Source organism: Streptococcus porci DSM 23759 (genome assembly GCF_000423765.1).
Lineage (GTDB): Bacteria > Bacillota > Bacilli > Lactobacillales > Streptococcaceae > Streptococcus > Streptococcus porci.
On the sequence record NZ_AUIP01000009.1, the window covers coordinates 1 to 21,114 of the forward strand.

A 21,114-nucleotide genomic window follows, 5' to 3' on the forward strand; every position below is an offset into this window, starting at 1 on the left:
TCATTGGACATGGTATAGCCATGAACTTTCTCACCATTGACTAGAATGGCCACTTCTGAACTTGCCTTACTCACATCAATCCCAAAAACTGCACGCATGATATTACCTCTTTGTCTTGAATGATTCCTTGTTTTAGTGATGTCATTTTCAATACTCGACGTCTGGCGTCCCACATACTTTGATAACATTCTTTCTAAAACAGGTGTCTTGCCAGTTTTTGATGCGACGTCTAGCGTCAAAAGAGTTCTCGACTTAACAAGACACCTCTACTTTAACATAAAGAAAAAGTAGTGACTACTCTCTCCCGTCGGAGATTTCTTCACTACTAATCTTAGTATGTTTTTGATGTTTTTTTCAAAAGTTCACCTCAAAATTTACCTTATTTGTACCTTATTGCTTCAGGGAGCTCAAGGCAAATTTTCCAACTGTTATTGTTACAACTGAAGTATTGATATCAATTGATGGTATTACAGTATTGGACTGATGGATGGTCAGGGGAAAATTGCAGCGCTGATAAACTATTTAGAAGCTTGAAAATACGTGGAGTATTATTGCCTAAATTTTCTGATAAATACCTTGGAAAATATGTGACTTTGTGCTATAATAGGCATAATTTTACAATGATGAGGAAATAAAATGACATTTACACCAGCAAGTGAAAAAATTAATGTGGAGGAAGTCCGTAACTTGTCAAAACTGACAGGCGAGGCTTTGGCAAAAAAAGAGGCGCGTGATGCAGAACTCTCTGCGATTATGCGTGGAGAAGATGATCGCATTCTCTTGGTTATCGGTCCATGTTCGTCTGATAATGAGGAAGCTGTTCTTGATTATGCAAATCGTTTGGCTAAACTTCAAGAAGAGGTCAAAGACCGTGTTTTCATGGTTATGCGTGTTTATACAGCCAAGCCTCGGACCAACGGTGATGGCTACAAGGGACTTGTTCATCAGCCAGATGCAGAAGGCGAGCCAAACTTGATTAATGGTATCAAAGCTGTGCGTAACCTCCACTATCGTGTCATCACGGAGACTGGTATTACGACGGCCGATGAGATGCTTTACCCAGAAAACCTGACTTTGGTTGATGACCTAGTATCTTACATCGCTATTGGAGCTCGATCGGTTGAGGATCAGCAGCACCGCTTTGTTGCCTCAGGAATAGACGTGCCAACAGGCATGAAAAATCCAACTTCAGGAAATCTCAACATTATGTTTAACGGGATTTATGCGGCACAAGCAAAACAGAATTTTCTCTTTAATGGTGAGGAAGTCAATACTTCTGGTAATCCACTAGCCCATGCTATTTTGCGCGGAGCGGTCAATGAATATGGTAAGAATATTCCCAACTACTACTATGATAATGTTTTGGACACCATCGAGCAGTACGAGCGTATGAATTTGGAAAATCCATTCATCATGATTGACACCAACCATGATAATTCAGGGAAAAAATACATGGAACAAATCCGTATTGTTCGCCAAACCCTCATTAACCGTGATTGGAATGAACAAATCCGCAAATATGTCCGTGGTTTCATGATTGAATCTTACATTGAAGACGGCCGTCAAGATCAGCCAGACGTTTATGGGAAGTCAATCACAGATCCATGTCTCGGCTGGGAAAATACGGAAAAATTAGTTCGTGAAATTTACGATACTTTAGGAAAATAAGTAGGTAAGTCATTGGGAGACCGATGACTTATTCTAGTCATTAGTTGGTTATCAACGAAGAAAACTCGGTTAGAGTTTCTGAAAATATAGAAAGGAATTGCGCACGGAAATATAAACTGTGCCTCTTAATCTTAAGATATGGCTATTCATCAAAAATCTACTACTATTGACGTTGCAAAAGTAAAAGAGTTATCAAAGCTAGAAGGCGAGTTTTTAACAATCAAAGAGGCGCGTGATGCTGAGTTGGCTCGCATTATCAAGGGAGAAGACGACAGGCTCTTGTTAGTTATCGGTCCATGTTCATCAGACGATGAAGATGCTGTTTTGGAGTACGCTAAGCGCTTGTCAGCCCTTCAAGAAAAAGTAAAAGACAAGATTTTTATGGTCATGCGTGTCTATACAGCTAAACCTCGTACTAACGGTGATGGCTACAAGGGGATGATGCACCAGCCGGACACTTCAAAGTTGCCGGATTTGATCAATGGAATCGCAGCTGTCCGTAATCTTCATTATCGAGTGATTACAGAAACTGGTCTAACCACTGCTGATGAAATGCTTTATCCATCAAATTTAAGCTTAGTTGATGACTTGGTGTCTTATCACGCAATCGGAGCCCGCTCGGTTGAGGATCAGGAGCACCGCTTTGTTGCCTCAGGTATCGATGTTCCAGTGGGGATGAAAAATCCAACTTCTGGCAATCTCAATGTCATGTTTAATGGCATTTACGCGGCACAAAATAGCCAGAATTTTATCTTCCACAACGCCGAAGTTGAAACGGATGGAAATCCGTTGGCGCATGTTATCCTGCGTGGTGCGGTCAATGAACATGGGGAAATTGAACCAAATTACTACTACGATATTTTACTCAAAGCTATTGCTCAGTACGAAAAAATAGGGTTGAAAAACCCGTTTATCGTTATCGATACTAATCATGATAACTCAGGGAAAAATTATCTGGAACAGGTGCGTATCGTCCGCCAAACGCTTATCAACCGCGACTGGAATGAAAAAATTCGTAAATATGTCCGCGGATTCATGATAGAGTCTTATCTGGAAGATGGTCGTCAAGACAGCCCAGAAATCTTCGGAAAATCAATCACAGACCCATGTCTTGGCTGGGAAAAGACAGAAGGGCTTATTCGAGAAATTTACTCAACCTTGTCGTAATTTAGTTTTAAAATAGGTTGAAATTCTAAATTGTGGTATAATAAAGAAAATGAAACTAGCTCAGGCTAGTTTTTTCTTGGAGAAAAAATGATTTACGGACACGGTATTGACCTACAAGATATTTCTGCTATCCAAAGGGCTTATGACAAAAAGCAGAGCTTTGCCCAAAAAATTCTAACTGAAAAAGAACTGGAACTTTTTGAAAAGCTTAAAGCTCCTCGCAACGTCGCCTTTTTAGCGGGACGTTGGGCAGCCAAGGAAGCTTTTTCAAAAGCTTTGGGAACGGGTTTTGTTAGTCTATCCTTTCAAGATATTGAGATTTTGAAAGATGAGAAAGGGGCACCGAGAGTCACCAAAGCACCTTATGATGGCAGGATTCACCTATCTATATCCCATAGCGGAAATTTTGTTCAAGCAAGTGTCATCTTAGAAAGTAGTGAGGAATAGATATGGTTTCAAGTACTCATCGTCCAACCAAAGCCAGTGTTGATTTGTCTGCTATTGCTAGCAATATTGACACCATCCAGAGCCGTCTACCAGAGAAAACTCAGATATTTGCAGTGGTCAAAGCTGATGCTTACGGACACGGGGCGGTCGCGGTGGCCCAGCATATTGAGTCTCAAGTGGATTACTTCTGCGTTTCCAATCTAGATGAGGGACTGGAGTTGCGGCAGGCTGGATTGACCAAGCCTATCTTGATTTTAGGAGTCATCATGCCAGAAGAGTTGCCACTTGCCATTTCTCAAAAAATGACGGTGACGGTAGCTAGTCTAGAATGGTTAGATTTTGCTAGTTCTTACCAGTTGAAGGGGTTAAAAGCCCACCTCAAGCTGGATACGGGTATGGGACGGATTGGTTTTCGAGATAGTGCTGATACGATTCAAGCTCTCCATCGTTTGACGGAAGCTGGGGCTGAAGTTGAAGGTATTTTTACTCATTTTGCGACCGCTGATGAGCAAAACAAGTCCTATTTTTTGGAACAATTGCAGAGCTTTAAAAAACACTTGTCTCAACTAGATCAAGTCCCAGCCATTATACATGCGAGCAATTCAGCGACCAGCCTTTGGCACCAAGAAGGTATCTTTAACGCCGTCCGTCTAGGAATTGCCATCTACGGGCTCAATCCAAGCGGTAAGATTTTGGAATTGCCATACAAGCTCAAACCAGCACTTAGTCTTTCTTCTCAGATTGTTCACGTAAAAAAACTTTATGGAAAGAAAAATATTGGATACGGTGCTACATATCAGACCAGTGGTGAAGAAATTATTGCCACGATTCCTATTGGTTATGCAGATGGCTGGACCAGAGATACGCAAGATTTTCAGGTCTTAGTTGACGGACAATTTTGTCCAATCGTAGGTCGCATTTCCATGGATCAGATGACAATCAAACTTCCAAACTATTATCCTTTGGGAACTGAGGTAACCTTGATTGGAAAAAATAGGAATCAGGAAATTTCAGCGACCGATATCGCCGAACATCGTGGAACCATCAATTATGAAGTGCTCTGCCTTTTGAGCCAACGTGTTCCTCGTCAATATCAGTAATGTTATAGTTTAAAACTATAGGGAAAGCTTGTTTTTAACAATTTGAAATCTATATCTTCCTGTGGCATAATAGTCTCATCAGAAAATTAGAAGAGGTATTTAAACAATGACTATTAAAAAAATTCTCGGATTGACAACAACCTTAGCAGCAACGGCACTTTTGGCAGCCTGCGCTCCGTCTTCATCAAAAGCTGATAAGGCTGATAGCGGTGAGCAGGCATTGAAAGTTGGTGTGATGGCCTTTGATGATACGACTGAGCCACTTTGGGATGAAGTTACAGCCTTGGCTAAAAAAGAAGGGGTAGCGTTGGACTTTGTTGAGTTTACCGACTACACACAGCCAAACACAGCTCTAGCCAATGGTGAAGTGGATGTCAATGCTTTCCAACACTACAACTTCTTGAATAACTGGAATACTGAAAATGATGGTGATTTGGTAGCGGCAGCAGATACTCTCCTCAGCCCAATTCGTCTTTTCTCAGGTCTAGAAGGTGATAAAGCTAAGTACAAAGATATTTCTGAATTGCCTGATAAGGCAGTTGTCTCAGTACCCAACGATGCGACAAATGAAAGTCGTGCCCTCTATGTCCTTGAAAGTGCTGGCTTAATTGAACTTGAAGTGGCAGAAAACGAATTGGCAACATTGAAGAGTATTGTCAAAAACCCAAAGAATATCGAAATCAAAGAAGTGCAAGCGGACCAAATCGCTGCAAACCTTGCCTCTGTTGATGCCGCAATTATTAACAATAGCTTTGCGCAGTCAGCAGGAGTTGACTACGATACAACTCTTTTCAAAGAAGAAATTAATGAAGCTTCTAAACAATGGGTGAACATCATTGCCGCTCAAAAAGATTGGGAGAAGTCAGATAAGGCTGATGCAATTAAAAAATTGATTGCTGTTTACCAAACAGACAAAGTTGCAAAAGTCATTAATGAAACCTCAAAAGGTGTTGATATTCCAGCTTGGGAAGGTGCACCAACTTTTGAGTAAGAGTTTAAAAAACATATCAGCGTGTGAAAACACGCTATATTTGTTTTTACTGAAAAATAAAGAAGGATAATATGGTAGCAAGTAGTGACCAACTGCAGTTGGAAAAATTCTATGGCGACTCTCTGGCTCAAAAATATTTTGAGGATTTGAAAGATTTGGTTGCCATTAAAAGTGTTTATGCGCAAAATATCGGTCTTCAGGAGGCAGCTCAGAAGCTGGTAAAACTTTTTGAGGAGGCGGGAGCTCAGGTTATTTTTGATGACACTTATACAGCTCCTTTTGTCATGGCAATCTTTAGCAGCCAAAAAGCTGACGCTAAGACTCTGATTTTTTACAATCATTATGACGTGCAGCCAGCAGATAGCGATCAGATTTGGACAGTGGATCCCTTCACTTTGGACGTTCGTGATGGTTATATGTACGGTCGCGGTGTTGATGATGATAAGGGACATATTACAGCTCGGCTAACAGGGGTACAAAAATACCGTCAAGTTGCAACTGACTTACCTGTTAACATCATCTTTATCGTTGAAGGTGCTGAAGAATCAGCTTCAGTAGATTTAGAAAAGTATTTGGAAAAATACCAAGATCACCTTTCAGGAGCAGACCTTTTGGTTTGGGAACAGGGCATTTTTAACGCTAAAGGTCAGATGGAGCTGTCTGGTGGGACAAAGGGAATTGTAACCTTTGATGCGGTAGTTGAGAGTGCAGAGGTCGATATTCATTCCAAATTTAGTGGAGTGATTGATAGTAGTTCTTGGTATCTAATCAATGCGCTATCCAGTCTTCGTGGACAAGATGGTCGCATTTTGGTTGATGGTATCTATGACGGGGTGAGGCCGCCGACCCAGCGTGAGCTAGACTTGGTGCGCCGATATGCTTATATTGAAGAGGATGAATTACGGGCACTCTATGACCTGCAGTTGCCGTTTTTGACAGAGGATAAGGATCATTTGCTTGAACGCCTCTTCTTTGAGCCCTCTCTAAGCATTCAGGGATTTTCAACTGGTTATCAGGGGCATGGAGTCAAGACTATCTTGCCATGTCAAGCTAAGGCTAAGCTAGAAGTCCGCTTGCTGCCAGGTATGGAGCCACATGCTGTGTTAGCTAAAATTGAAAAACAACTGCAAAAAAATGGCTTTGATAAGGTTAAACTTATTTATACCTTGGGAGAGGAAGGCTATCGTAGCGACATGACAGCGCCAGCCATTCTCAATACCCTTAAAATTGCTGAAAAATTCTCGCCCAAAGGTGTAGCTGTTCTGCCGACCACAGCTGGAACAGGTCCGATGCATCAGGTTTTTGCAGCGCTTAACGTTCCGATTGTGTCTTTTGGGTTGGGAAATCCTAACAGTCGCGACCACGGAGGAGATGAAAATGCCAAGCTGGCAGATTACTACACCCATATTGAAATGATTGAGGAGTTAATTAAATCTTATGAGTAAAGCGATTATTCAACTAGAAAACATTGACATTACCTTTCACCAGAAAAAGCGCGTGATTGAGGCGGTCAAAGATGTGTCTGTGTCCATTGATAAGGGACAGATTTATGGTATTGTAGGTTATTCAGGAGCGGGGAAGTCAACTCTTGTCCGAGTTATTAACCTGCTTCAGGTGCCGACCGCAGGGAAAATCACAGTAGCAGGTGACGTGACTTATGCAGAAGGAGAGGTTCAACTGACTCCGGCTCAGTTGCGTTATAAGCGCCAAAAGATTGGTATGATTTTCCAGCATTTCAACCTGATGGCTCAAAAAACAGCTCGTCAGAATGTTGCCTTTGCCCTGCGCCACTCAGATTTGACAAAGGCTGAGCGTGCAGCTAAAGTTGAAGAACTGTTGAGCTTGGTAGGCCTTGCTGATCGTGCTGATAACTATCCAGCTCAGCTTTCAGGTGGACAAAAGCAGCGTGTTGCTATTGCGCGTGCTCTGGCTAATGATCCAGAGATTTTGATTTCTGACGAATCAACTTCAGCCCTTGACCCAAAAACAACCAAGCAAATCCTGGCGCTTTTGCAAAAACTAAATCGCAAGTTAGGGCTGACGATTGTCATGATTACTCACGAAATGCAAATCGTCAAAGATATCTGTCATCGTGTTGCTGTGATGCAGGATGGGCACTTGATAGAGGAGGGATCTGTGCTAGAAATCTTTTCTAACCCTAAGCAAGAACTGACTCAAGAATTCATTACGACTGCAACGGGTATTGACGAAGCCTTGACTAAGATTGAAAAGCAGGACATCGTTCAGGACATGGAGCCAAATAGTTTGCTAGTTCAGCTTAAGTATGCCGGACATGCGACTGATGAGCCACTTTTGAATGATCTTTACAAACGCTTTGAAGTAACAGCAAATATCTTATACGGAAACATTGAAATTTTGGACGACACTCCAGTAGGTGAATTGATAGTAGTCTTGTCTGGTGAGGCGGCTTCTCTAGCTGCTGCTGAGCGGGCTATCACAGAGGCTGGAGTGAGTTTGACCATATTGAAAAGAGGTAGCAAATGATACAGTGGATTGAAACAAACCTTCCCCATGTTTATAAGATTGGCTTGACTGGTGAAAACGGCTGGTTAGCTGCCATTTACACAACGCTCTACATGACTTTTTGGGCTTTTATTATCGGGGGAAGTCTGGGACTGTTGACCGGGCTCTTTCTAGTTTTAACGGCTCCAGGAGGCGTTCTTGAAAATAAGACTATTTTTCATGTTCTTGATAAAGTGACCTCAGTCTTTCGTGCGGTACCATTCATTATTTTGCTAGCCCTAATTGCACCGATAACCCTCATATTGGTAGGGACAAGCCTTGGACCAACGGCTGCTATTGTTCCTTTATCTGTGGCAACCTTTGCCTTTTTCACTCGTCAGGTGCAGGTGGTTTTGGCTGAGGTTGATCGTGGTGTGATTGAGGCAGCACAGGCTTCAGGTGCGACAAATTTTGACATTATTCGTGTCTACTTGGGTGAGAGTTTACCGGACTTAATCCGTGTATCTACGGTAACTCTGATTTCATTGGTAGGTGAAACGGCAATGGCTGGCGCTATTGGTGGTGGAGGAATTGGTAGTGTCGCTATTGCTTACGGACATGGCCGCTCACACCATGACGTGACTTGGGTAGCAACACTGATTATTCTTTCTCTTATTGTCACCATTCAGTTGACAGGAGATTTGCTAACGCGAAAAATAAGTCACCGATAAAAAGAAAAAGCGAACGCTTTAATCATCTGATATTGAGATGATTAGGCGTCTGCTTTTTTTATTATTGAAAGATAATCACATATGGTATTAGCTAGTAATGCATAACCTACACTACCAAAATGAAGACCATCATTAAGCCTGCCTTTTAGGACGAATTCTAAAGGATAGTCAGATTGCTCAAAAGTTTCTTGCATGGAAATAAAGGCAGAACCTGATGCCTTAGCTGCCTTTTCAACCACTTGACTGTAATAGGTGACTAAGCGATTGGTTCGGTAGTCCTGTTTGTTCTCATCAATGGGGGTTAGTCCTAGAAAGACCAGCTGTTCTTTATCATAAAGCTTGAGTAATTTTTGACTAATCTGGTTTAGATTTTCCTGAAACTCGCCCAGAAAAACTTGCTTGTGAATTGCTAGGTCGTTTGCGCCAATCCAAACAAAGACCACATCATGACCGGAAAGATCGTGACAATCTAATTTTGCCAATAAATCATAGCTATTATCACCTGAGTGAGCTAGATTGAGGATGTCGATTGCTGGCAATAATTGTTTGAGAGAAGAGTTGATATGTGGCTCATTTTCACCTTCGTGTCGGGCAAAGAGGCTATCGCCGAGAAGGAGTGTATTCATGTCTTTTTCACAGAATTTTTCCGATTTCGGCAATAATCTTCTCAGGAGGAGTGGTAGGTGCAAAGCGTTTGACCACATGCCCCTCACGATCAATGAGAAATTTAGCAAAGTTCCATTCGATAGACTGACCTAAGAGCCCCTTTTTTTCTTGCTTGAGCCACTGATAAAGTGGGTCAGAAGCTTTGCCATTGACCTCAATCTTGGCAAAACGTGGGAAGGTGGTTTGGTAATTAAGGCTACAGAAATTGTTAATATCCGTGGCTGTTCCGGGCGCCTGATTTTTGAACTGGTTGCAGGGGAAATCGAGGATTTCGAAGCCTTGCTCCTGATAGGTGTCGTAGAGCTTTTGTAGTCCTTCGTATTGAGGTGTTAGACCACATCCAGTTGCAGTGTTGACAATCAGTAAGACTTTTCCTGAGAAATGGCTGAGCGAAAAGTCAGTCCCATCTTGTTTTTTAACAGTGAAATCGTAGAGGTTAGGCATTCTCCAACTCCTGACTATAAGCTATAATCTGCTCAACGGTATCATTCAGGAAAGCAATGGTATCGCGTAGCGGTTTTTCAGTAGAAATATCGGCGCCGATGATGAGGGCTGACTCCAAGGGGGTCTTACTACCACCAGATTTAAGGAAGTTCAGCCATTGGCTAGCCCCGTCTGGGTTCTTTTTGATATTGAGGTAACCAGCGGTAGAAATGACAAGCCCGGCTGAGTAAGTGTAGCTGTAAAGCCCCATGTAATAATGAGCTTGACGCATCCAAGTCAGAGCTACATCGTCATCAATTTCAACAGCATCACCCCAGAATTTTTGAAGAACAGATTTCATGATACTGTTTAGTTTGTCAGCTCCAAAAGTTCCACCATTTTCAATTAAGGTATAAACTTCGCGCTGGAATGCTGCCTCCAGCAAGTGTGTGATGAAGTTGTGGAAGTAAGTATCAGTTAATCGGTGAGCAAGAGCAAAGCGTTTTTGGCGTGGGGTGTCAAACTGATTTTCCAAGTAATCACTGAGAAGAAGCTCATTAAGAGTTGATGGTGCTTCGACAAAGTAGGTGGACATGTGGGCATTATAGTAGCTTTGGGCATTGTCTGAAAAGATGAACTGACCTGAGTGTCCAATCTCATGAATGAGGGTGTAAACATCAGACATACGACCTGTCCAACTCATGAGGATGTAAGGATGAACGCGGTAAGGGTCAGCGGCATAACCACCAGAATCCTTATTTTGGTTGGCAGCAAAGTCTACCCAGCGCTCAGTCTGATAGCGAGCTACCTCTTGACGATATTCTTGGCCAAGCGGTGCCACAGATTCCATGACTAAGTTGTAGGCATCGTCGATGGAAACTTCTGGATTGAGTTCGTTGTCGATGTCTAATTTCCAGTCAGCAAAGGTCATTTTTTCAAGACCGTTGACCTGTGCCACGTGCTTAAGGTATTTCTGAGCTACAGGGCCAAATTCATTCATAATCAAATCAATCTGGCGGTCAAACATGGAGCGGTCCACTTCTTGGTCGTCCAGAAGATAGTCAAAGATAGAGTCATATCCTCGCATGTCGGCTAGGAGTTTTTCAGATTTAACTTTAGCTAGGTAAGCTGCTGCGGCAGCATTTTGATGGAGGCGCAAGCCTTTTGAAAATGAACGGAAAGATTTTTCACGAATTTCTGCATTTTCATGATTTTGGTAGAAATTTTCATAAGTGACAAAGGAGTTTTTGTAGATTTTTCCGTCAACGACAAAATCCTCCATAGCGAAGTCACCAGCCCGCATCTTGGTGTAAATGTGGTAAGGAGCATTCAAGGTTTCCCGTAGGTTGGTGATAGCCTTCTCAACTTCAGGCGCTAAGAGATGAGCTTTTTGACGTTTTGCCTGACGGATGGCAGAGCTAAAATCAGAATTTTGTTCTAACTCATCGAGGATACGATCATCAGCTTGGGCTAGTGCCGTGTCAAAAAAGCTGAGCGCCACACCAGCCTTAGTCATAAAGTCATCTCCTGAAGCAGCAATAGCTGCAAATTCTTCGTTGCTAAAATCAGTAGTCTGAGGCATGAAAGCATAGTTTCCGATGTGACTTTGCTGGATGTAAATCTGCTCTAATTCATACAGGGCTCGGGTAAAATCATCAACATTGTTTAAATTATTTTCGTAATTTTGTTGGAAGCTTGTGATGTCAGCCAATGTTTTTTCGATAGCAAGAAGAAAGTCCTCGCGATCTTTGTAAAGAGCTGTTAAATCCCAGAGTTCGTTTTCAGGGAATTCTGTACGTGGTTTGAGTTCCATAAGTGTTTTTCTCCTTTTAAATTTTCTTTCTCAGTATAGCAAAAACAGGAAATTTTGTCAGTGCTTGCCTGAAGCTCCGTCATTTTTCCGAACAAAAGTAATGATAATTGTTTTTTTAGTGTTCTTTTTATTTAAAAAGTAGTAAAATGGGAAAGTCAAGTGAAAATTGTCAGATAATTTTTGTTAGATTTTCTGAGCAATTTCTATCATTAAGGAGTTAGGAGACTATTGGGGGTGATTTCCCAGATTAGAGGCTTCCTCCTTTGGCATCATACTTTAAAGGAGTACATGTATGGAAAAACTAGAGGCGACAAGCACCGGTCGAGTCATTAAAGAAGAAGTGATGATTCTGACTGATATGCTTGATGAGACGGTATTGCATTTATCAGGTCAGGAGACCTTTGATCGTATTAAAAAGTTGACCCAACTTTCTCAAGGACGTGAGTACCAGCTTTTGGAACAGGAAATCGCCGGTATTTCTACGGCTGAAATGGAAGTTATTGCGCGTTACTTTGCCATTTTGCCTCTTTTGATTAACATTTCAGAGGATGTGGATTTGGCATATGAGGTCAATTATCAAAATAATATTGGTCAGGACTATCTTGGTAAACTTTCCACAACTATCAATCAGGTGGCGGCTAGTCCAGAAGCAACAGCGATTTTACAAAATGCCAATGTCGTACCTGTTTTGACGGCACACCCAACTCAGGTGCAGCGTAAAACCATGCTGGGATTGACTCAGAAAATTCATGTTCTCCTGCGCCGTTATCGTGATGTCCGCATGGGCTTGCTCAATAAGAATAAGTGGATGGATGAACTGCGTCGCCAAATTGCTCTTATGATGCAGTCGGACATTATCCGTGAGAAAAAACTCAAGGTTAAAAATGAAATTACCAATGTGACGGAGTATTATCAAGGTTCACTCATTCCAGCGATTACCAATTTAACGGCTGAGTATCAGCGTTTGGCAGAAGCAAAAGGGATTGAACTTTCCGCTCCAAAACCAATCACCATGGGCATGTGGATTGGCGGAGACCGTGATGGGAACCCCTTTGTGACTGCAGAGACCTTACGACTCTCTGCGGAGACCCAGGCAGAGGTTATTCTGACTTATTATCTTGGAAAAATAGCAGAGCTTTACGATTCATTCGCCCTATCAGTTGGCTTGGTTGATGCTTCTGATGGCGTTAAAACATTAGCAGAGCTGTCATCTGACGCCTCCATCTACCGCGAAAAAGAACTTTACCGCAAGGCTTTCCATTATATCAGTCAAAAATTAACCAATACCAAAGCCTATCTGACGGAAAATCTGACCATCAGTCCCCGTTATGAAAGAGCCACTGATTTTGAGGCAGATCTACTTATCATCAAAAATTCCCTCCTTGAAAATAGGGGAGAAAATCTGGTCAAGGGGGACTTGGCTGAATTACTTGAAGCGGTGCGAATTTTTGGTTTCTATCTGGCTTCAATCGACATGCGTCAAGATTCTTCTGTTCAAGAAGCCTGTGTCGCAGAACTTCTCAAATCAGCAAACATCGAGGACGACTACAGTAGTCTGTCCGAAGAATCCAAGTGTGCCCTGCTTTTGAAAGAATTAACGGAAGATCCACGTCTATTGTCAGCTACAAACGTAGAAAAATCAGAGTTACTCCAAAAGGAACTTGCTATTTATCAAGCTGCCCGTGAACTCAAAGATAAACTAGGTGAGGAAATCATCAAGCAACACATCATTTCTCATACCGAAAGCGTGTCAGATATGCTGGAGCTTGCCATCATGCTGAAAGAAGTTGGCTTAATTGATGCTCAAGCTGCCCGTGTGCAGATTGTTCCACTTTTTGAAACTATTGAGGACTTGGACAAGGCGACAGAGACCATGACGGCTTATTTGTCACTTGGTTTGGTCAAAAAATGGGTTGCCAGCCGAGATGGTTATCAGGAAATCATGCTTGGCTACTCAGATTCTAACAAGGATGGAGGCTATTTATCATCAGGTTGGACTCTTTACAAAGCTCAAAATGAACTGACTAAGATTGGGGAAGAGAAAGGGGTTAAAATCACTTTCTTCCATGGTCGTGGAGGAACGGTTGGTCGCGGTGGGGGTCCATCCTATGATGCCATCACTTCACAACCATTCGGTACCATTAAAGATAGGATTCGATTGACAGAGCAAGGTGAGGTTATCGGAAACAAATATGGCAATAAGGATTCCGCCTACTACAATCTAGAAATGCTGGTTTCAGCAACTCTCGGTCGCATGGTGACAAACCAAATCGTAGATAGTCATAAGATTGACGGTTACCGCTCTGCCATGGATCAAATTGTAGCAGATAGCAACCGCATCTACCGTGATCTCGTTTTTGGTAATCCGCATTTTTACGATTATTTCATGACAGCAAGCCCGATTAAGGAGATTTCTAGTCTGAATATTGGCTCCCGCCCTGCAGCTCGTAAGACTATTACTGAAATTTCAGGCCTCCGTGCCATTCCTTGGGTCTTCTCATGGTCACAAAATCGAATTATGTTTCCAGGATGGTATGGTGTAGGCTCTAGCTTTAAGCATTTTATTGACCAAGCTGATGGTAATTTGGCTTTGCTTCAAGAAATGTATCAAAGTTGGCCCTTCTTTAAATCTCTCCTGTCTAATGTGGACATGGTTCTATCAAAATCAAATATGAACATTGCCTTTCAGTACGCTCAGATGTGTCAAGATCAAGCAGTACGTGAAGTTTTCAATATCATATTGGACGAATGGCAAATGACCAAAAATGTCATTTTAGCCATCGAACAACACAAGGATTTGCTAGAAGATTTACCAAATCTGAAAGCCAGTCTTGACCATCGTCTGCCTTACTTCAATGTGCTCAATTACATTCAAATTGAGCTTATCAATCGCCTCCGTGCTGGTCAGCTGACGGATCAGGAAGAAAAGCTGGTTCATATCACCATTAACGGTATTGCCACAGGTCTGCGCAATTCAGGTTAATAAACTGAAAACGATGAAGATGGAGGGTTACCAAAAGGAATCCTCCATTCTCTGTGTTAGCAAACTGTTTAAAAACATGCTATAATAAGGGGCGATTGAACTTATGATGAATAGAAAAGGATTGAGCATGAAGGCTTTGTGATAAACAAAGGCTGACGCAAACTAGCTAGTTTTTGGAAAAACTAAATTTCTAAAAAGCGCTGCGTTTTTCAGTATAATCATGCTCTTGGTATCTTACGAGTGAAAATAAACAAACGGCATTTATTGAATTATTCCATTTTTTTGCCTTACCTAGCTCTTTCGGTTATAGGCTTAATAATCATCTATTCGACGACCAGTGCCACATTGGTGCAGGTTGGGGCAAATCCTTTCAAATCTGTTTTAAACCAAACCATTTTCTGGTTTTTGAGTTTAATAGCCATTACCTTTATTTACCGCCTGAAACTTGATTTTTTGAAAAAACCAGGTGTAGTCACGACAGCTATCTGGATTGAAATTGCCATGCTCCTTTATTCGCGCTTTTTCACAAAAACGGTCAATGGTGCCCACGGGTGGATTGATGTCTTAGGGTTAATTACTTTCCAGCCAGCTGAGTATCTCAAGGTTTTAATCATCTGGTACTTGGCCCTGACTTTCTCTAGACGGCAAGAGGAAGTAGAAATCTATGATTACCAATCTCTGATGAGAGGAACTCTTTTTCCTAGAAAGATTCAGGATTGGCGTTTTTACTCAGGTCTGATGATTTTTTTGGTGGCTTTTCAGCCTGATTTGGGGAATGCGACCATTATCATCTTGACAGCAATCATCATGTTTTCTGTGAGTGGTATTGGTTTTCGTTGGTTTTCCGGTCTACTGACGCTGATTATTTCAGGATCTACTTTGTTACTTGGCTTTATCTCTCTTGTCGGTGTTCGTACGGTAGCAAAGGTACCCGTTTTTGGTTATGTTGCGAAACGTTTTTCTGCTTTCTTCAACCCTTTCGAAGATGTTCAAGGGGCTGGGCATCAGCTGGCCAATTCCTACTATGCAATGAGTAATGGGGGATGGTTTGGCCGAGGGCTTGGAAATTCCATTGAAAAGCGAGGCTACTTACCCGAATCTCAGACCGACTTTGTTTTTTCCATCGTGATTGAAGAACTGGGTTATATGGGGGCTGCGCTTATCTTAGCCTTAGTCTTTTTCCTCATCTTACGTATTTTCTTAGTTGGAATTAAAGCCAAAGATCCTTTCAACAGTATGGTAGCTTTAGGTGTAGGTGGTATGATGCTGGTTCAAGTTTTTGTCAATATCGGTGGTATTTCAGGTCTGATTCCGTCAACTGGAGTAACCTTTCCTTTCCTCTCGTTGGGAGGGAATAGCCTCTTAGTCTTATCGGTTGCCATTGCCTTTGTCCTTAACATTGATGCCAATGAAAAACGTGAAGTCATTTACCGTGAACTAGAAGATACCTTATTGTAATAATTAAAATCGTCCTTTGGGCGATTTTTTTGTAGCCTATTTCTAGTCAATTCCTTACCGATGAGAAGAAAAAAATTAAGAGATAGGGTGGTGACATGTTCAGGTCATGACTATTACCTAGTAGAAGTGACCAAAGAAATCAATCCGTTAGCTGATGATGTCAGGTATCAGACAAGAAGAGACTAAAACGCTCCCACTAGATTTTTATTTAACTCTTAGAAACTAACATTGTCCTACCTGCTGATAAGAGGCCAACCAGGCTTTATAGAACAGCTATTCGAGCTTATAATAGATATTATCGTGAGTTTTTGCTGCCGAGACTTCAGCACGCTTTAATAACATAGATTACGAGTCGCTTTACCAGTGTTTGATGATTTGTGGAGGAGGATTTCGTCCAGTTCTGGATTTTTCTATTTCCAACATTTGATGGTTAGGGAAATAGCAGAACTGCTCAGCTTTTCTCAAAGTAAAGTCAAAATGGATTCTATGCGGGGATGAAAAAGACTTAGACAAACATGAGAGAAAGAAAATTGCACTCATGAAGCCTCTAGGTTATTTTGAAAAAATGCCCAAAAACAAGTAGAAAAATAAGCCAGTCAAAATGATAACGGAGAGGAGAAATCCTGGATTTGACAGAAAAAGCTATTCCCAATCAGATTTTTGAAAAACTATTTTAAAGAAGAAACTTTGTGTCATTTTTATCCAACTTTGATGACTTTAAGCAACAAAAAAACGAGGCTGGGCAAATAGTCCTAAAAATAGAAAATAGCTTAGAATTTCGTCATCAAAAACGTTGATTCTAAGCTATTTTTGATTGCTAAAATTTTAACCGAAAGGTTAAAGTTTTAGTTTTTGCCCAGCCTCGTTTTTTTTTTTAGGTCCTATTACTGGGATTGGCTAATTATTCTTAGGCCATCATTTATATATTGACCTAAAATGTCAAATCCGTTATAGATTGAAACACCTAAAATTATAGATGCAATAATAATACTTATACAAATCAAATATGTACGAATATTTTGATTCATGGAAGTTCTACCCCCTTAAATTAGTATAGGCTAATATTTCCGTTTAGATTAAATGGAACTCTATAATATGAAGTTCCTCCAATAGTACCTCCAAAGGTAAAACCAGCTCCTAATAACTCTGCCTTAACTTGAGCTGAACCACTACTGTTTAGAGTTGCTGTTAAAGTACCATTATAAGCATACTTTATACTTGTTGTAGGGTATCCATTTGGAGACCAAACATTAACATTTTGTCCTTTAATATATGTGTTAGTAATAGAATTTGTTATTCCTAAGTAATAACCTTGAACTGAGTTTATTTGACGGAAAGAACCACTATTGTATAGTTCGATATTTACACTTAATTGAACTTTAGTTCTCGCAAATGTAGCCCTTCTTGTTAAAGTATGCGAACTAACTGTAGCACGAGAGAGGTCTGGGATAAATTCAATGGTCTCAACAACTTCTCCCGTATCACCATCAATAATAGTTGCAACTTATGTGAAACCTGATTTTGAATAGACTAATTCTGGATTACAACAAGTCCATCAGTAGTATCTACGCTTGCAAAAGTAGGGAAGCAAAATAATGTTAAGCAACCGAATAATAGAGTAAGTAGTATTTTTTTATGTTAATCACTTACCGTCATTTCATAACTAAGTTGGATGTTGATAATTAAAGTTTGTATATTGGGATCATCTACTTTCTAATAAAAAAGATTTATTGCTCTATTCTCAAGATAATTATAGCAAAAAAGGAAACGCTTTCGATTAAAAAGGATGTTATTCAAAAATTTCCACCAAAATTTTTTGAAGATTTATGATTTGTTCATCTTTTCTATCGAGTTGCTCTATTTAAAACCTTGTATTGCTCGTTATCTATACGGCTGTTATCACCTGATATACGAGTAATAGTAGTATCTTCTTGCTCGTTTTCCGCAGTTTCAGCAAAGATAGTTTTATCTAAAATGTAAGCAGTAATGGTTTTATTGTCAGCTTTTGTAAGTTCTGTTAGGATCTCTTTTTGTTCTGGCTCAAGCCATATATTGAGTTGGACAAGCTATACGCTTTCTATAGAAAAATCTATACAGATCTGAATGACGCCAATTTTTAGTGATTATCTTAACAAACCGTGCTAGGAGTGCTACACATCTTCAACGTGCGGATTGCAGATATTCAGCCTTCTCATCAGTTAGAGAAGTAAGGAATTTGTGAAAAGGACACAAAAGACTTGCATTTCTTGGGTAATTTGATAGAATAGTAAGGTAAAGTTAGACCGTATTGCCTACTGTCTATCTATAAAATATATTTTATTGGAGGCTTTTTCCACAATGGCAAAAGAAAAATACGATCGTAGTAAACCACACGTAAACGTTGGTACCATTGGACACGTTGACCACGGTAAAACTACCCTTACTGCAGCTATCACTACTGTTTTGGCACGTCGCTTGCCATCAGCAGTAAACCAACCAAAAGACTATGCGTCTATCGATGCTGCTCCAGAAGAGCGCGAACGCGGTATCACTATCAACACTGCACACGTTGAGTACGAAACTGAAAAACGCCACTATGCGCACATCGACGCTCCAGGACACGCGGACTACGTTAAAAACATGATCACTGGTGCCGCTCAAATGGACGGAGCTATCCTTGTAGTAGCTTCAACTGACGGACCAATGCCACAAACTCGTGAGCACATCCTTCTTTCACGTCAAGTAGGTGTTAAACACCTTATCGTCTTCATGAATAAAATTGACCTTGTAGACGACGAAGAATTGCTTGAACTCGTTGAAATGGAAATCCGTGACCTTCTTTCAGAATACGATTTCCCAGGTGATGATCTTCCAGTTATCCAAGGTTCAGCTCTTAAAGCTCTTGAAGGTGACACTAAGTACGAAGACATCGTTATGGAATTGATGAACACTGTTGATGAGTACATTCCAGAACCAGTTCGTGACACTGACAAACCACTTCTTCTTCCAGTCGAAGATGTATTCTCAATCACTGGACGTGGTACAGTTGCTTCAGGACGTATCGACCGTGGTACTGTTAAAGTCAACGACGAAATCGAAATCGTTGGTATCAAAGAAGAAACTAAAAAAGCAGTTGTTACTGGTGTTGAAATGTTCCGTAAACAACTTGACGAAGGTCTTGCAGGAGACAACGTAGGTATCCTTCTTCGTGGTGTTCAACGTGACGAAATCGAACGTGGTCAAGTTATCGCTAAACCAGGTTCAATCAACCCACATACTAAATTCAAAGGTGAAGTTTACATCCTTTCTAAAGAAGAAGGTGGACGTCACACTCCATTCTTTAACAACTACCGTCCACAATTCTACTTCCGTACAACTGACGTTACAGGTTCAATCGAACTTCCAGCAGGTACAGAAATGGTAATGCCAGGTGATAACGTGACTATCGACGTTGAGTTGATCCACCCAATCGCCGTAGAACAAGGTACTACATTCTCTATTCGTGAGGGTGGACGTACTGTTGGTTCAGGTATCGTTTCAGAAATTGAAGCTTAATTTAAATTAAGTTCCCAGAATAACAATTATTAAGTCAGACAACTTTTAATTGTAAAGCCCCGGCTCAGGTCGGGGCTTTTTTGTATAGGAAATGTCAAAACCTTGGAGAATCTAGAACAAGTACAGTCGGATGAATTAGCTTTCAGACAAGAATTTGAGGTGCAGGCAGTACTAGAGTGGGGCAAGTCGAAAGTGACTATATGTCAAAGCTAATTCAAATGACTATGAAAAAAACCGCTTTTGGCGGTTCTTACTTATTTATGTTTACGCTGTTTCCCAGCGTTGCGGTTTGATTTTGTGATAATGGCTTGTGAAGTCTGTGGAGTCACATCACGCCGTGCTGTTGAGGCTTTGAACTTTTTAGGTGGGTTAAGTTTAAATTCTTGTTCAACTTGTTTGCGTAATCGTGGTTTGATAACGTAGGTTGTGATTAGTTGTTGGATGATTGAGAAGATACCGCCGACAAGCCAGTAGAGACCGACACTTGATGGTAGGCTGAAGGTGAAGAAGGCCATCATGAGTGGCATTGAATACATAGTAGCTTTCATTTGCTGACGCTGTTCTTCAGGTACTGCTTGGACAGATAACCAAGATTGGATGAAGTAAAGAGCAACGATGATTGCAATGAGGATATAGTCAGATTTTCCAAGACTCATCCAGAGGAACTTGCTTTCGGCAATACCAGGAGTGTGCAGTGACGCGAAGTACATAGCAGAGAAGAATGGCATTTGAATCAGAAGTGGGAGACATCCAATACCACCAAACATGCTAACGCCATTTTCTTTTTGCGCGGCAAAGTAATCCGCTTGAGCTGCCATTTTTTCTTCTTGAGAAAGGTTTGGATCCTGCATACGCTTTTGAAGAGGTTCCAGGATAGGCTTGAGGTAAGCCATCTTTTCAGATTGATAGGCAGCTTTGCGACTCTGGTAGAGACCTAAGGGCAGGATAATCAAGCGGACGATGATAGTCACGATAATGATTCCTAGTCCAAAGCCCAGCCCCATATTATCAGCGAAGAAACTGATTAGGCTTGCCATTGGTTTACCGATAGTATCCCAGATAAGACCGGTTGGATTACCTGACTTGTCGCGACTGACACAGCCTGTTAATAAGAGTAACATTGACACAGCCATGCCTGATAGGACAAGGCGTTTTTGAAATTTTTTCACAGTTAATATCCTTTATGTATATGATAGAGTCTTTTAATTACCTTTAAGACGTAACATTACTATTTTACCTTTTTTTATAATAATTCTCAATCATTCTAAAGATGTATTTTTAATTTGCTATGCGAAAATCGGTAAAATCGTTAAAATGTGTCATTGTCACATTCACATAGGTCACTTTTGCAAAACGTGAAGGACCTTTTCGGATTTCTTGAATAAATTTTGCCATTTTAGCAGAATCCTCAGATTGAGCCAAAATTTCAACGGTGCCATCGTCATTGTTCCAAACTCGCCCGTAAATATCACCGACTTCTAGAGCGAGAGCATAGGTAGAATAGCGAAAACCAACTCCCTGAACTCGTCCGCTGACGATCAATCTCACTTTTTTCATATAAGCTTACCGAGATCGCTTTCTTTGATTGAGCGATTTTAATTCCTTTCGCTTTTTCTTTCATTATAACATGGCGAAGCGGGAGTTTTTATATAGTTAAAAACTATCACAAA

At 41.0% G+C, this 21,114-nt stretch carries 17 protein-coding genes; 11 read left to right on the forward strand and 6 right to left on the reverse strand.

Annotated elements, in window-relative coordinates; all coding sequences use genetic code 11:
- A partial coding sequence (locus G576_RS13170) for a hypothetical protein (protein ID WP_425423361.1) occupies positions 1-188 on the reverse strand: 188 nt, incomplete at its 3' end.
- A gap of 448 nt (positions 189-636) precedes the next feature.
- Here G576_RS13170 and G576_RS0103675 point away from each other — a divergent pair.
- The 8 genes from G576_RS0103675 (at position 637) to G576_RS0103710 (ending at position 8,567) form a co-directional block, all read left to right on the forward strand.
- Positions 637-1,668: a 3-deoxy-7-phosphoheptulonate synthase gene (locus tag G576_RS0103675; RefSeq protein ID WP_027973448.1), complete on the forward strand. Its 1,032-nt coding sequence runs from the start codon at positions 637-639 to the stop codon at positions 1,666-1,668.
- 138 nt (positions 1,669-1,806) lie between these two features.
- On the forward strand, positions 1,807-2,835 hold the full coding sequence (locus G576_RS0103680) for a 3-deoxy-7-phosphoheptulonate synthase (RefSeq protein WP_027973449.1): 1,029 nt from the start codon (positions 1,807-1,809) through the stop codon (positions 2,833-2,835).
- An 87-nt stretch (positions 2,836-2,922) separates the two neighbouring features.
- Positions 2,923-3,282, forward strand: coding sequence for a holo-ACP synthase (gene acpS / locus G576_RS0103685; protein WP_027973450.1), 360 nt, complete (start codon positions 2,923-2,925; stop codon positions 3,280-3,282).
- A gap of 2 nt (positions 3,283-3,284) precedes the next feature.
- Complete coding sequence (gene alr, locus G576_RS0103690; protein WP_027973451.1) at positions 3,285-4,382, forward strand: alanine racemase; 1,098 nt, start codon at positions 3,285-3,287, stop codon at positions 4,380-4,382.
- Positions 4,383-4,488: 106 nt separating this feature from the next.
- On the forward strand, positions 4,489-5,373 hold the full coding sequence (locus G576_RS0103695) for a MetQ/NlpA family ABC transporter substrate-binding protein (protein ID WP_027973452.1): 885 nt from the start codon (positions 4,489-4,491) through the stop codon (positions 5,371-5,373).
- A 71-nt stretch (positions 5,374-5,444) separates the two neighbouring features.
- Positions 5,445-6,818, forward strand: a complete 1,374-nt coding sequence (locus tag G576_RS0103700) for a M20/M25/M40 family metallo-hydrolase (RefSeq protein WP_027973453.1) — start codon at positions 5,445-5,447, stop codon at positions 6,816-6,818.
- The gene (locus tag G576_RS0103705; protein ID WP_027973454.1) at positions 6,811-7,878 is read left to right on the forward strand and encodes a methionine ABC transporter ATP-binding protein; all 1,068 of its coding nucleotides are present in this window, start codon (positions 6,811-6,813) and stop codon (positions 7,876-7,878) included. Before G576_RS0103700 ends, G576_RS0103705 begins: the two co-directional genes overlap by 8 nt.
- A complete protein-coding gene (locus G576_RS0103710; RefSeq protein ID WP_027973455.1) occupies positions 7,875-8,567 on the forward strand; it encodes a methionine ABC transporter permease in 693 nt (230 codons plus the stop codon). Before G576_RS0103705 ends, G576_RS0103710 begins: the two co-directional genes overlap by 4 nt.
- A gap of 41 nt (positions 8,568-8,608) precedes the next feature.
- On the opposite strand, the gene G576_RS0103715 is transcribed toward G576_RS0103710, so the two are convergent.
- From G576_RS0103715 to pepF, 3 genes are read right to left on the reverse strand one after another with little or no spacing between them, the layout of a single operon-like run.
- Positions 8,609-9,193, reverse strand: coding sequence for a GDSL-type esterase/lipase family protein (locus G576_RS0103715; protein WP_027973456.1), 585 nt, complete (start codon positions 9,191-9,193; stop codon positions 8,609-8,611).
- Positions 9,194-9,200: 7 nt separating this feature from the next.
- Positions 9,201-9,677 (reverse strand): glutathione peroxidase, encoded by a 477-nt coding sequence (locus G576_RS0103720; protein WP_027973457.1) that lies wholly within the window; start codon positions 9,675-9,677, stop codon positions 9,201-9,203.
- Positions 9,670-11,469 (reverse strand): oligoendopeptidase F, encoded by a 1,800-nt coding sequence (gene pepF, locus G576_RS0103725; protein WP_027973458.1) that lies wholly within the window; start codon positions 11,467-11,469, stop codon positions 9,670-9,672. Before pepF ends, G576_RS0103720 begins: the two co-directional genes overlap by 8 nt.
- 292 nt (positions 11,470-11,761) lie before the next feature.
- Here pepF and ppc point away from each other — a divergent pair, with 292 nt between their 5' ends.
- The 3 genes from ppc (at position 11,762) to tuf (ending at position 19,444) form a co-directional block, all read left to right on the forward strand.
- On the forward strand, positions 11,762-14,452 hold the full coding sequence (gene ppc, locus G576_RS0103730; protein WP_027973459.1) for a phosphoenolpyruvate carboxylase: 2,691 nt from the start codon (positions 11,762-11,764) through the stop codon (positions 14,450-14,452).
- A gap of 240 nt (positions 14,453-14,692) precedes the next feature.
- Positions 14,693-15,910 (forward strand): cell division peptidoglycan polymerase FtsW, encoded by a 1,218-nt coding sequence (ftsW, locus tag G576_RS0103735; RefSeq protein ID WP_027973460.1) that lies wholly within the window; start codon positions 14,693-14,695, stop codon positions 15,908-15,910.
- Between the two features lie 2,337 nt (positions 15,911-18,247).
- Positions 18,248-19,444, forward strand: coding sequence for an elongation factor Tu (tuf, locus tag G576_RS0103740; RefSeq protein ID WP_027973461.1), 1,197 nt, complete (start codon positions 18,248-18,250; stop codon positions 19,442-19,444).
- Positions 19,445-19,698: 254 nt separating this feature from the next.
- Here tuf and yidC read toward each other — a convergent pair whose 3' ends face one another.
- Together yidC and G576_RS0103750 are read right to left on the reverse strand one after the other, a co-directional pair.
- Positions 19,699-20,613 carry a membrane protein insertase YidC gene (yidC, locus tag G576_RS0103745; RefSeq protein WP_027973462.1) on the reverse strand — a complete coding sequence of 305 codons (915 nt, stop codon included), beginning with the start codon at positions 20,611-20,613 and terminating at the stop codon, positions 19,699-19,701.
- A gap of 109 nt (positions 20,614-20,722) precedes the next feature.
- On the reverse strand, positions 20,723-21,001 hold the full coding sequence (locus G576_RS0103750; protein ID WP_027973463.1) for an acylphosphatase: 279 nt from the start codon (positions 20,999-21,001) through the stop codon (positions 20,723-20,725).
- Positions 21,002-21,114: the final 113 nt, after the last annotated feature.